The organism is Azotobacter chroococcum (assembly GCF_004339665.1).
GTDB lineage: Bacteria > Pseudomonadota > Gammaproteobacteria > Pseudomonadales > Pseudomonadaceae > Azotobacter > Azotobacter chroococcum.
In genome coordinates, this window is the sequence record NZ_SMMU01000018.1 from 45,642 (window position 1) to 58,005 (window position 12,364).

11 protein-coding genes are annotated in these 12,364 nt (G+C 52.7%); all 11 read left to right on the forward strand.

Annotation, left to right across the window (positions count from 1 at the left end; translation table 11 throughout):
• Positions 1-137 precede the first annotated feature (137 nt).
• The 11 genes from EV691_RS15065 to EV691_RS15115 all read left to right on the forward strand — a co-directional run bounded on the left by EV691_RS15065 (position 138) and on the right by EV691_RS15115 (position 12,267).
• Entirely contained in the window at positions 138-1,163 is a 1,026-nt protein-coding gene (locus EV691_RS15065) for a glycosyltransferase (protein ID WP_131297668.1), read from the forward strand.
• The gene (locus tag EV691_RS15070) at positions 1,163-2,335 is read left to right on the forward strand and encodes an NAD(P)/FAD-dependent oxidoreductase (RefSeq protein ID WP_131297669.1); all 1,173 of its coding nucleotides are present in this window, start codon (positions 1,163-1,165) and stop codon (positions 2,333-2,335) included. Before EV691_RS15065 ends, EV691_RS15070 begins: the two co-directional genes overlap by 1 nt.
• Positions 2,328-3,122, forward strand: coding sequence for an NAD-dependent epimerase/dehydratase family protein (locus tag EV691_RS15075; protein ID WP_131297670.1), 795 nt, complete (start codon positions 2,328-2,330; stop codon positions 3,120-3,122). The genes EV691_RS15070 and EV691_RS15075 overlap by 8 nt, the downstream gene beginning before the upstream one ends.
• The gene (locus EV691_RS15080) at positions 3,119-3,955 is read left to right on the forward strand and encodes a sugar phosphate isomerase/epimerase family protein (RefSeq protein WP_131297671.1); all 837 of its coding nucleotides are present in this window, start codon (positions 3,119-3,121) and stop codon (positions 3,953-3,955) included. Before EV691_RS15075 ends, EV691_RS15080 begins: the two co-directional genes overlap by 4 nt.
• Positions 3,952-4,308 carry an EamA family transporter gene (locus EV691_RS15085; RefSeq protein WP_131297672.1) on the forward strand — a complete coding sequence of 119 codons (357 nt, stop codon included), beginning with the start codon at positions 3,952-3,954 and terminating at the stop codon, positions 4,306-4,308. Before EV691_RS15080 ends, EV691_RS15085 begins: the two co-directional genes overlap by 4 nt.
• 15 nt (positions 4,309-4,323) lie before the next feature.
• On the forward strand, positions 4,324-5,148 hold the full coding sequence (locus EV691_RS15090) for a glycosyltransferase family 2 protein (protein ID WP_207390153.1): 825 nt from the start codon (positions 4,324-4,326) through the stop codon (positions 5,146-5,148).
• Positions 5,145-8,306: a hypothetical protein gene (locus tag EV691_RS15095; protein WP_131297673.1), complete on the forward strand. Its 3,162-nt coding sequence runs from the start codon at positions 5,145-5,147 to the stop codon at positions 8,304-8,306. Before EV691_RS15090 ends, EV691_RS15095 begins: the two co-directional genes overlap by 4 nt.
• A 181-nt stretch (positions 8,307-8,487) precedes the next feature.
• Positions 8,488-9,366, forward strand: coding sequence for a glucose-1-phosphate thymidylyltransferase RfbA (gene rfbA, locus EV691_RS15100; protein WP_131297674.1), 879 nt, complete (start codon positions 8,488-8,490; stop codon positions 9,364-9,366).
• Positions 9,363-9,902: a dTDP-4-dehydrorhamnose 3,5-epimerase gene (gene rfbC / locus EV691_RS15105; protein WP_089167639.1), complete on the forward strand. Its 540-nt coding sequence runs from the start codon at positions 9,363-9,365 to the stop codon at positions 9,900-9,902. Before rfbA ends, rfbC begins: the two co-directional genes overlap by 4 nt.
• A gap of 12 nt (positions 9,903-9,914) precedes the next feature.
• On the forward strand, positions 9,915-10,793 hold the full coding sequence (gene rfbD, locus EV691_RS15110) for a dTDP-4-dehydrorhamnose reductase (protein WP_089167640.1): 879 nt from the start codon (positions 9,915-9,917) through the stop codon (positions 10,791-10,793).
• A gap of 88 nt (positions 10,794-10,881) precedes the next feature.
• Positions 10,882-12,267, forward strand: a complete 1,386-nt coding sequence (locus EV691_RS15115; RefSeq protein WP_089167641.1) for an undecaprenyl-phosphate glucose phosphotransferase — start codon at positions 10,882-10,884, stop codon at positions 12,265-12,267.
• The last annotated feature ends 97 nt before the right edge of the window (positions 12,268-12,364 follow it).

The following is a 12,364-nucleotide window of genomic DNA, read 5'->3' on the forward strand; positions in this document are numbered from 1 at the left end:
CTCGATCACGACGCTGCGTCATCACTTGGGTGTATACCTGATGCTTGAGTATTGCCGGGGCCTGTACGGAGGTTTGGGATACCCACGTTTATGACGCAGTAAGATTAACTTGTTGATGGAAATTAAGAGGACTTCCAATGTCGTTTTTTCCCGTCTTTCTTTCAGTTGTGTTTGTTGTGCGCAACCAGGCTGAGCATATCGAAAAAATATTATCAGAGGCCGCCGTCGATATTTCCTCGCTTGTAAGCGATTATGAGTTCATCATCGTAGATAATGCGTCGGATGACGACAGTGTTACTGTGCTGAAAAGATTGACGGGAGAGAATGGGCAGCCTAATTTGCAGGTGTTTGCACTGACTAAAGAGGTAAATGCTGATACCGCATCATGGGTTGGCCTGGAAAATGCCTTGGGTGATTTTGTCGCTGTGATCGACCCACTGGTAGACGACATAGCCTTTCTGCCTGATATGCTCGATAAGGCTGTCAGCGGTGCTGATGTAGTTTTTGCCAACAATAGCCAGAAGCCTAAGCAGAGCTTCGCCTATACAGGCGCTTATGCAATTTTTCATGGGGCCTACAAATGGTTCAATGGTATTCATCTGGCTACAGAGGCTCCGCAATACCGCATTCTGAGCAAGCGGGTAGTCAATTTCATTCTCCAGCATCCTCAGCCGGTGATCACCTATCGCCATCTTCCCGCAAGTGGGGGGTTTGCTCGTGTTAATCTCAACTACAGTGCAATTCCGAAAGCCTCCCATACCAAGCGGTTGAGCGAAAGTATAGACAGAGGTATGCGACTGCTGGTGTCAACCACGCGTGCGCCTATGCGTCTCGTCACCTCGCTCTCCCTGTTTGGAGCTATTGCCAACCTTGTGTATTCGGTTTACGTCCTCGCCATCGGACTTCTGAAGACAGATATAGCGCCAGGCTGGATCAGCCTGTCCTTGCAACAGTCCGGTATGTTCTTCTTGATTTCTCTCGTTCTTCTTGTCCTTGGCGAATACATTCTGCATATGGCCAGCTTATCAAATGAGGGGCCGCTTTATCATATAGGGCAGGAATTTACCAGTGCCCGCATGACCCGACATGAGAAACTAAACATTGAGACGGTAGCGTCTAAGTCGACGTATATGCCTGGTTCTGATGCCGAGCGAGTTTCCTGATGTCAGCCACTGAGATGGATCAAGAGGCCGTCATTGTTGGAGGTGGTTTTTACGGCGCCGCGATTGCCATTTATCTCGCCAGGCAGCGTGGCTTCAAGTGTATCGTTCTTGTAGAGCGAGAGCCGGCTCTTCTTATGCGAGCCTCCTATAGCAATCAGGCTCGTGTACACAACGGCTATCATTATCCACGCAGCTTTACGACGGCTTATCGAAGTCGAGTGAATCTACCCAGATTTGTACGTGACTGGCCGAATGCGGTGAAGCAAGATTTCACCAAGCTATATGCCATTGCACGCCGTAATTCAAAAGTCACAGCCAAGCAGTTTGAGCGATTCTGTCGGGAGATTGGAGCCAAGGTTCAACCTGCAGAGCCAGCTTTAAGAGCGTTATTTGAACCACGATTGATCGAAGACGTTTTTCTGGTCGAAGAGTATTCGTTCGATACGACAAAGCTAGCTAGCTGGGCTGAGCACGAACTCAAAGAGACTGGTGTGCGAGTCCGTTTTGACACACGCGTCATCGGTATATCAAAGAGGGCTAATGGGGCACTAACTGTTGCCATGCAGCACGGCGAAGGTAGCAAGGAATTGATCTCCAGCCGCTACGTATTCAACTGTACCTATAGCGGGCTAAACCAGTTCGAGGGTGATTTTCCTGGTACACACACAGCTCTCAAGCATGAGATCACGGAAATGGCTCTTATGCAGATGCCGCCTGAACTTCAGAAACTAGGCATTACGGTGATGGATGGTCCATTTTTTTCCATAATGCCATTTCCAGCACGTGGGCTGCATACACTCTCCCACGTCCGCTACACCCCACACCTGCACTGGAGTGATAGGCAAGGCATTGATCCTTACCAGAAACTCAAGCAATACGAATGCGTAACCCGCGTAGACCGTATGCTGAGGGACACTGGGCGGTATATCCCCTCAGTGCTTGGTGCCAGGCACATTGATTCCTTGTTCGAGGTAAAAACCGTTCTTATGAAGAATGAGGCCGATGATGGAAGGCCCATTCTGTTTGAAAAGCATCCTGAATTGCCCGGATGTTATTCAGTGCTAGGCGGAAAAATTGACAATATTTATGATGTTCTTGAGAAACTGGATGCGGAGCCGTTTCAGGCTATAGCGAATCAAGGGCAGGATGAGTCTGGAGCGACACATGTCTAATGCTTTAATTGGGTTCTCGGGCTTCGTGGGAAGTACACTTCTCAAACAGGGGAATTTTGAGTCGATTTATCGCTCAACCACTATCAATGGTATTGACGGCCAAACGTTCGATACCGTTGTCTGTGCTGGTGCTCCCGCTCAAAAGTGGATCGCCAACCAGGAGCCTGAGGCGGATCGGCAAAAAATAGAAGGCCTGATTGCACATCTGAGAAGCATCCAGTGCAAAACCTTCATCCTTGTTAGTACGGTCGATGTATTCAAGAGCCCTGTAGACGTTGATGAAGATGCACCTGTAGACGAGTCGGGACTGCATGCTTATGGCTTGCATCGCCGTCTGCTGGAGAAGTTCGTCGAAAGCCATTTTACCAACTATCTGATTGTTCGCCTTCCCGGCCTGGTTGGGCCGGGCTTACGAAAGAATGTGATTTTCGACTTCCTCAATGAAAACAATGTACATGTGATCGATAGTCGTGGTGTTTTTCAGTTTTATCCGATGGTCAATCTCTGGTATGACATTCAAACTTCACTCAATGCTGGCTTGAGGTTGGTACACTTGACGGCAGCGCCGATCAGTGTGAGGGAGATTTCCGAGCAAGGTTTTGGAAAGCCCTTTGATCATACCTTGGCCACCCCACCGGCTACATACAATATGCGTACCCGTCATGCCGGCATTTTCGGTGCCTCGGGGCATTACCAATACAGCAAGCGCGAAACCATCCAGGCCATCAGGGCCTATGCACAATCTGAGCCAGTGATAATAAAGTCCGAGTCGGGAGCGAAGGCATGAGGCTGGCCATTTCAAATATTGCCTGGGATACCAGCGAGGATGAAGCAATAGTGACGCTGCTTCAACGCTTTGGCATCGACGCGATTGATATCGCGCCTGGCAAGTATTTCTCTGAGCCTGCCAAGGCGGCAGACGAAGACATTCTCCGTGTCAAGAACTGGTGGGCCGAGCGTGGTATCGAAATTACCGGTATGCAGGCACTGTTGTTTGGCACAACTGGCTTGAACGTCTTTGGTTCACTCGAAGCCCAAGAGGCAATGCTGCAGCATCTCACCGCCGTGTGCCGTATCGGAGCCGGTTTGGGAGCGACGCGTCTGGTCTTCGGGTCGCCGAAAAATCGAGATTGCAGTGGGTTGAGCGATGAGGAAAGCATGGATATCGCTGTCGATTTTTTTCGACGGCTTGGAAGTATCGCCCAATCGTACAACGTGCTTATTTGCCTCGAACCTAACCCATCCTGCTATGGCGCCAACTTCATGACCACCAGTGTCGAGACTGCACGAGTGGTGAGGGAGGTCGCCCACCCATTCATCGGGATGCAGTTGGACACGGGCGCGCTCAGCATCAATGGAGAAGATCCAGAGGCCGTGTTGCGCGACTCTTCATCGCTTATTGGACACATTCATGCCAGTGAGCCTGACCTGCTCCCTTTGGGGGACGGGGGAGCCGAGCACAGCCGAATGTCCGCGGTGCTGAGGCAGCTTTTGCCTGATCATGTTGTTTCCATCGAGATGCTGGCAACCAACAAAGAACCACACGAGGTATCGATTGAGCGAGCCCTTAAGGTAGCAATTCGGTATTACCGCGGTGATGGAGCTGGAGCCCGCCTATGAAATGGTTCATCCTGATTCTTGGCATTGCCTCCAATGCTTCTGCGAGCGTTCTGGTCAAGATAGCCATGATGCCGCCGCGAAAGTTTCCCTCCCTCAGTGACCCCATGGCCGCGTTGAACAACTGGCCGTTCTGGTTGGGGCTCGGGCTTTATGGCGCTGCTTTCCTGCTCTATGCCGCCGCCTTGGCCCGACTTCCTCTCAATGTGGCGCATCCTGTTCTGACCGCCGGAGCCGTGGCGACTGTTGCCCTGTTTTCAGTGCTGATTTTCCGGGAGTCCTTCCACTGGACAACGGGGGCAGGGATCGTATTGGTGATCGCCGGCGTAGTACTAATTACGGCCCGAGTGGCCTAATGATAAGAATATACAATGATTACTTCTGATATTGCTTCTGACGTTCGTGACAGCTGGCAAGTACCCACCTTCGATACGCCTCTGTGGCTTGGACGGCTGAACCAATGGTGTGTTGTGATTCCAGTCATCAATGAAGGAGAACGAATCAAGAGCCTGCTAGCCAGAATGGCCACCCTGAAAATCGGGGACATTGCCGATATCATCATTGTCGATGGCGGTAGCACAGATGATTCGCTGTCACTGGAGTCGCTGCAGCAGAATGCTGTCCGTGGACTGCTGGTCAAGACAGGGCCGGGTAAGCTGAGTGCGCAGCTCCGCTGTGCCTACGCTTTTGCACTCGACCAAGGCTATGAGGGCATTGTCACTATTGACGGCAATGACAAGGATGATCCGGAGGCCATACCCCGCTTTATTGATGCCCTGAAGCAGGGAGTGGATTTCGTGCAAGCCTCCCGTTTCATCGCAGGAGGAGTGGCGGAGAATACGCCAAAGTCTCGAGACTTTGCCATTCGTTTCATTCATGCCCCCATGTTAAGTCTGTTTTCCGGCTTCAAATGGACTGATACGACCCAGGGCTTTCGTGCCTACAGTCGGAAAATGTTGCTTGATCTAAGAGTTGCGCCATTCCGTGATGTGTTCATGACTTACGAGCTGCTTGCTTATCTTTCATATCGGGCGCCGAAACTGGGTTGGAAATGTGTCGAGTTACCGACTGTGCGGCGATATCCAAAAGGCGAAGTGCCAACCAAAATTAGTAGCGTGAAGGGTAACCTATCAGTACTTAAGGTTCTATTGCTGGCGTGCTTTGGTTCATATAATCCAAGGAATAATTCGTTGTGAGTGATTTTATGATTAAGCAGCTTTCGATAACGGAGAAGATAGCCGCAGCCGTTTCGTCATGTGTTTTAGGTGCTTTGGCTATTATAGCCTGCCTAAAGTTGAAAGTTGCGCCAAGTTATCCGGATTTTGTTGTTGGGAGTATTACTTGGACTGCTGAAACAAAACTGCAGGATCTTGTTGTGATGCCTGTTTTTATATTTGCTCTGTTTTTTGGGTTTTTATTGATATCGATTGGAATAAAAAGGCTCGGAGAAGATGAGAGGTTTTCAAGTGAGCTGTCTAATCAGCTGATATGGTGGTCCTTGCCATCTTTTGCTGCTATTTTAAGTATGGTTCTAGGGGGAGTGTTAGATGAGAGAATATTTGTAATTTCTGCTATCGGGATTTTATTTGTTTTATTTATTTCTGTGTTTTGTTGGTCAAAGGGAATAAATATTAGCCCGCATGTTTTAGGGTTGAGCGCGCTTGCTGTTATTTTAGCTGGTATTATACCGATAGAGCTTGCCGTTGTCCTTGGGCGTTTGCCGCTGGGATTGTTTAGTAGTTTGGATCTTGCAAAATATATTGAGGCGGCTTATTTTTTTGTTGGGTTGGGAGTGGTTGCTTTAGCTTTTTATACCGCCCGCTACCCAGAGAAAATCTCCGAAGCTTTCCCAAAACTTGCTTTGTTGGGGCAGATTGGTCTGCCGACTTTATTTTTTGTTCTTTATCCAGCAGGCCTTCTCCAGCCAGACGGAGTAGTGACAAGATACGAAACGACGATCTGGTTAAAAGTGTTAGTTTTTGGAATTGTTGTATGGGGTATGCTTGATGTAATAAGCCGTTATCGGAAATACTCGTCACTCACTACGGATATATCAAAGTGTTTGTCGCCGGTTGCATTTTTTGCGCTTCTGGTTGGGTTGAAGATTGGGAATACATTAGCACCAAGTATTAGTCCAGATGACTACCATTTTGGTGAGGGCTTGTTAGGGTGGTGGTCATATAAGCAGGGCGTGGTGCCTTATGTTGGATATATGCCTGCACATGGTTTGATTGATGATGATTTAACTCAGTTTTTGTCATCTATTTTTTATCATGATTCAGCTGGGGTTATTCCTGAGGTTGGAAGGTTAAGTTATGCATTTTTAGCCTTTGCTGCATTTCTGTCAATATACCTATTTTCCGGAAGCCTTGGCTTGGCTTTCGCATCAATATTCTTTGTTGGTGGGCGGCTGGCTTGGCTTTTTCTTACGCCTTTTATTTGCTTTTGGTTTAGTCAAAGGTTGAGAAGAAGCTCTTCAGGGTGGCTAAGTGCGTGGCTGCTAACATTTCCTTTCGTTATATTGGGAGTTCCTCCGCAAGGGTTGCTGCTCGTTGTAGCTTCTGGGGTTATGGCTGCTTGGTTTGGTTGGCGTTTTTTGCGAAATTCCGAAGAGAGAGATTGGAAGAGAGTTGGAGCAGCCCTAGGTGTAGTCGTTATTTTAGGGGTGGCCACTCCGCTGGGCTCCATGTTTTTTGGCGCTCTCCGTTATGTTTTGGAAAATGGTCCGCTTAATCAAGTTTCTTATGGGGTTCCTTGGTCTCTGAGTTGGGGAGGAGGAGTAAGGAGTGGCTTTGCTTTTGAAGCAATTCGGATGTCTTGGGTTTTGATTCCTGTTGCTTGTCTAACGTTTATTTATACAAGCCATAGGAGTTGGAGTAAAGTTTTTCCTGCACTTGTGGTGTTGCTCTTTATTTTTCTGCTAATTCCATATTCTATGGGACGAGTCGACCCAGGTGACATCTCTAGACCTGGTATTACCGCAGCTTTTGGGTGGGCAGTTTTGCTGCCAGTTGCTGCGTGGTGGTTAATTAGGGTGCAGGCTAGAGTAGTGCTTGTTCTATTTTTTGTGTGCATGACTGCTGCTCTAAATGTTACGCCTCTGTCCTTGTCCAGTTTTTTTTCAGCTATGTCTGCTAAGGTAAGTACAGGTCCGCTAGTAGATGGAGGCACTGCAGGGTTATCCAACATTGGTAAGGCTTATGTTCAGAGTGAGCATTGGGAGCGTCTTAATAAATTAAGTTTATTGCTGAGAAAAAAATTGGCTGATGAAGAAAGCTATCTGGACTTAACGTCTAGGAATGCACAATATTTTTATTTAAATCGGAAGCCTATGATGGTTGTGACTGCGCCATATAATATGGTGCCGCCGTTGCAGCAAAAACGTGAAGTAGAAAGACTTTCGAAAGAATTGCCCCGTTTGGTGCTGCTGGAAGGGGATAATATCATTCATGATGGTGGTGGTCTTGCTTTACGTAATCCTTATCTGTACCGATTTGTGTTAGATAACTACGCGCCAAGTTTTGAGGGCGGATTTATCTTTGGAGCTAGCATTTCGCAAGAAAATAGTTTGAGGCGATCAGAAGTTAGCGTTGGGGTAAAAGACCTAACGGATGTGAACTGGGATAGTGGCGTTCACCGCCTTGAGCCTGCTGTTATTATTGATGACCCTTCGCTTGTCGAGGTTATTGTAGCAGGTGACAGGGTTCGTATAGGTGGGGACGAGATTCGCCGAGTTGCAAAAGTTTGGCGCGAAGGAAATGCCATATGGTTGGATGGTGATGTTATAGATCCGGCAAAAGGTGGTTACCCAAATAATTTTGAGCTAATGCTTAGTCAAGAAGCAATGGCTGAGTATCATATATCGCTATTTGAAAGGGCTGTGGGGCAGAAGGAATTTAATAAGATTCCGGTTTCTTGGGGGCGATCCAGTAATTCTTTAAAAGAAAAGATGGAGCCTATTGTTGAGTTGAGTATTGCCTCCACAAGCCAACTAACCTATGAGAACGGTATTTATAAGGTTTTAGGAAGTGATCCTTCGTTGAGCTTCGATATGTCTGGCTTCACTGTTTCCGGAAGAAGTGCGGGTTTGCTAAAGCTAGATTTTGCTTGTGTGAATAGAAACGCTGAGCCAAGGATTCAAATATTCTGGTGGGGTGACAATCATGAGGGGCCTTTTGAGGCTGCTAGCGTACGGTTTACTGCAGACGACGGAGCATTAATTGTTCCTATGGATGCATCACCCCGCTGGGTCATGATGGAGCGTATCAAAGGGATTCGCATTGATCTTGACAATCCATCAGCGTGCGGTGCAATTAAAGTTAATGATGCAGGTCTTTTTCAAAGGATTTTTTAACTTTTTCAAAGTTGTATTGGCGTAGCCTAAATCAGCCATATTTATGGCTGGCTGAGGTGGATAATAAAGTATCAGTCATTATTTAAGATATGCTGATTTAAGCAGGGCTAGCTCGCTGAGTTGCTGTTTATTCTTGGAGTATGCTCATTTTGCACTTGAGCGCAAATAAAAGAGATTCAATATGAAAGGCATCATCCTCGCCGGCGGCTCCGGCACCCGACTACACCCCATCACCCGCGGCGTCTCCAAGCAGCTGCTGCCGATCTACGACAAGCCGATGATCTATTACCCGCTGTCGGTGCTGATGCTGGCGGGTATTCGCGAGATCTTGGTGATTTCCACGCCGGACGATCTGCCCAACTTCCGCAAGCTGCTGGGCGACGGTTCCGACTTCGGTATCCAGTTGAGCTATGCCGAGCAGCCTTCTCCGGACGGGCTGGCCCAGGCTTTCCTGATCGGCGAGGAGTTCATCGGTAACAGCAGCGTGTGCCTGATCCTCGGCGACAACATTTTCTACGGCTATGGTTTCAGCGCCATGCTGCGCGAGGCAGCGAGCCGCGAGCAGGGTGCCACGGTATTCGGTTACCACGTCTCCGATCCCGAGCGTTTCGGTGTGGTGGAGTTCGATGCGGCGGGCAAGGCGGTTTCCATCGAGGAGAAGCCCAAGGCGCCGAAATCCAGCTACGCGGTGACCGGCCTGTATTTCTACGACAACGACGTGGTGGAGATCGCCAGGCAGGTGAAACCTTCCGCCCGTGGCGAGCTGGAGATCACCGATGTGAACAATGCCTACCTGCAGCGCGGCGATCTGCATGTGAGCCTGCTCGGCCGCGGCTTCGCCTGGCTGGATACCGGCACCCACGATTCGCTGATGGAGGCCAGCCATTTCGTGCAGACCATCGAGGCGCGCCAAGGACTGAAGGTTGCCTGCCTGGAAGAGATCGCCTTCAATCAGGGCTGGCTGTCCGCCGAGCAACTGCGCCGTCAAGCCGATGCGCTGAGCAAGACCGGCTATGGTCAATACCTCAAGCGCCTGCTGACTCAGGAGGCTGTGCAATGAAGGTCATCGAAACGGCACTGCCCGGCGTATTGATCATCGAGCCCAAGGTTTTCGGCGATCACCGTGGCTTCTTCCTGGAAACCTTCCAGGTCGAGCGTTACCGCGAGGCCGGTATCAACCTACCGTTCGTCCAGGACAACCATTCGCGCTCGCAGCGTGGCGTGCTGCGCGGGTTGCATTTCCAGCGCAGCCGGCCGCAGGGCAAGCTGGTCAGCGTCGGCCGCGGCGCTGTGTATGACGTGGCGGTGGACATAAATCCGCAGTCGCCGACCTGTGGCCGGTTCGTCGGCGTCGAGCTGAACGACGAGAACCACCGCCAGCTGTGGATTCCGCCGGGCTACGCCCATGGCTTCTGCGTGCTCAGCGAGGTGGCGGACTTCCAGTACAAGTGCACCGAGCTGTATTTTCCAGCGGATGAGGGCGGACTGATCTGGAACGATCCGGACGTGAACATTCCCTGGCCGCTGGAAGCGCCGCAGCTCTCGGCGAAGGATCAGGCCAATCCGACGTTGCGCGAGCTGCTGGGCAAGAGCTGAGGGGGGATTCACATGCGTGTATTGATTACCGGCGCCCGCGGCCAGGTCGGCCACGAACTGATGCGCCTGGCGCCCGAAGGCTTCGAAGCAGTAGGCATGGGCTCGGCGGAGCTGGACATCGCCAATGCCGACCGGATGGCGGCGATGGTGGAGCAGGTGCGGCCGCAACTGATCGTCAATGCCGCGGCCTATACCACAGTGGACAAGGCCGAGAGCGAGCCGGAGCGCGCCTTTGCGGTGAACCGCGACGGTGTGGCCAATCTCGCCGCGGCGGCGGAGCGACTGGGCATCCCGCTTCTGCACATCTCCACCGACTACGTGTTCGCCGGGGATGCCAGCGAGCCTTACCGGGAGCAGGACGCCACCGGGCCGACCGGGGTCTACGGGGCGAGCAAGCTGGCCGGGGAGCAGGCGCTGCTGGCAGGCTGCTCCCGTCCCATGATCCTGCGCACCAGCTGGGTGTTCGGCGCCCACGGCAATAATTTTGTGAAGACTATGCTGCGGCTCGGGCGCGAGCGCGAGGAGTTGTCGGTGGTGGCCGACCAGCGGGGCTGCCCGACCTCGGCGGCGAGCATCGCCCGGGCACTCTGGTCGCTGGCCCGGCAATACCGGGAGCAGGGTTCGTTGCACTGGGGGCTCTATCACTACAGCGGCACGCCGGCCTGCACCTGGCACGACTTTGCCCAGGAGATCTTCAGGCAGGCGCACGAGCTGGGATTGTTGCCGCGGCTGCCCGTAGTGCATGCCATCGCCACGGCGCAGTATCCCACTCCGGCCAGGCGGCCGGCCTGGTCGGTGCTGGATTGCAGCAAGCTGCGCGAAGCCCATGGCATTGCGCCGAGCGACTGGCGGGATGAGTTGCGGGCCGTGCTGATGGAGCTGGGGAAATAGTAGGGAGGGGGACGACTCACACTTTTATTATCAAGGGATTAGTATGCGCAGCGCGTCGTCCCGTCCCGTTGGAGTTTTCAGTAAGGATATGCCTTCCATCCCCCATTACCAGCCCACCTTTGCCGAGCGTTATCCGGTCGCCCTGTTCGTGGCACTGCTGGATCTGTCGATCATCGTCGGTGCGGGTTTTCTGGCCCACTATTTCCGTTTCGGCGATTTCGACATGCCGGGGCGCTACAACACGGCGACCTTTCTGAGCGGTATCGTCATCCTGTTCTGCCTGGGGCTGGGAGGCGTCTACGGGTCCCAGCGCGGCCAGCCGTTCCGCCGCCAGTGCGGTGTGCTGTCCGCCGCTTGGCTCGCAGGGGTCGGCATCCTGTTTTCGCTGTCCTTCCTGCTTAAGGTGTCCGAAGACTATTCGCGCATCTGGTTCGTCAGCATGCTGCTGGGCAGCTGGACCTTGTGCGTGTTGTTGCGCCTTTCCGTCTTCCTGTTACTGCGGCGCCTGCGGGGCTCCGGCAGGAATCTGAAAACTGTGCTACTCGTGGATGCGGGAGGCGGCTGTGCGAGGCAGCTGAGCAATACCCTGGCGCTAGGGGAGTACGGTTACAAGGTGGCCTACAGCCTGCCGCTGGGTCATGACGAGGACTGGCTGGACACCCTGGCCTCCCAGGTGAAGTCGCTCGGGGTGCACGAAGTCTGGCTCTGCCTGCCCTTGAGCGAGGGAGGCGCGGTCCGTTCGGTTCTCTATGCGTTGCGCCACCACACGGTGGCCGTGCGCTTCATTCCCGAATGGGGCGACATCCGTCTGCTCAATCACAAGATCAGCCATATCGCCGGCCTCTATACCCTGGACCTGAGCTGCAGCCCCATGGACGGCCCGGCGCGGGTGATCAAGCGACTGGAGGACCTGCTGGTCGGCATCCCGATCATGGCGCTGATCCTGCCTCTTTGCGTGCTGATCGGCCTGGCCGTCAAGCTCACCTCGCGGGGGCCGATGCTGTTCAAGCAGTACCGCACCGGCATCAACGGCAAGCGCTTCAAGGTCTACAAGTTCCGCTCGATGGTGGTGCACCGGGAGGAGAGTGGTGAGGTGACCCAGGCCACGCGCCAGGATGCCCGTATCACGCGGCTGGGCGCCTTCCTGCGCCGTACCAGCCTCGACGAGCTGCCGCAGTTCTTCAACGTGCTGCAGGGGCGCATGTCCATCGTCGGCCCGCGCCCCCATGCGCTGGCGCACAACGAGTACTACAAGGACCTGGTCGAGTCCTACATGCAGCGTCACAAGGTCAAGCCGGGTATCACCGGCTGGGCGCAGGTCAGTGGCTATCGCGGCGAGACGGATACCCTGGAGAAGATGCAGAAGCGGGTGGAGTTCGATCTCTGGTACATCGACAACTGGTCGCTGTGGCTGGACCTGAAGATCATCTTCCTGACGGTGTTCAAGGGGTTCGTCAACAAGAACGCTTATTGATGATCGAGCGTCAGCCAAGGAGCGACCTTCCGTCCGCAGGGGGGCGTCCGTAAGGCGGGGCAGTCCGCTGGCGAGCCGCTTGCGCTGGACGAGGCGA

Excerpts from the sequence above, each read along its gene's own strand:
- EV691_RS15065 (WP_131297668.1), top strand. The coding sequence starts at position 138 with ATGTCGTTTTTTCCCGTCTTTCTTTCAGTTGTGTTTGTTGTGCGCAAC.
- rfbA (WP_131297674.1), top strand. The coding sequence starts at position 8,488 with ATGAAAGGCATCATCCTCGCCGGCGGCTCCGGCACCCGACTACACCCC.
- EV691_RS15085 (WP_131297672.1), top strand. The coding sequence starts at position 3,952 with ATGAAATGGTTCATCCTGATTCTTGGCATTGCCTCCAATGCTTCTGCG.
- rfbD (WP_089167640.1), top strand. The coding sequence starts at position 9,915 with ATGCGTGTATTGATTACCGGCGCCCGCGGCCAGGTCGGCCACGAACTG.
- EV691_RS15075 (WP_131297670.1), top strand. The coding sequence starts at position 2,328 with ATGTCTAATGCTTTAATTGGGTTCTCGGGCTTCGTGGGAAGTACACTT.
- rfbC (WP_089167639.1), top strand. The coding sequence starts at position 9,363 with ATGAAGGTCATCGAAACGGCACTGCCCGGCGTATTGATCATCGAGCCC.
- EV691_RS15070 (WP_131297669.1), top strand. The coding sequence starts at position 1,163 with ATGTCAGCCACTGAGATGGATCAAGAGGCCGTCATTGTTGGAGGTGGT.
- EV691_RS15090 (WP_207390153.1), top strand. The coding sequence starts at position 4,324 with ATGATTACTTCTGATATTGCTTCTGACGTTCGTGACAGCTGGCAAGTA.
- EV691_RS15115 (WP_089167641.1), top strand. The coding sequence starts at position 10,882 with ATGCCTTCCATCCCCCATTACCAGCCCACCTTTGCCGAGCGTTATCCG.
- EV691_RS15080 (WP_131297671.1), top strand. The coding sequence starts at position 3,119 with ATGAGGCTGGCCATTTCAAATATTGCCTGGGATACCAGCGAGGATGAA.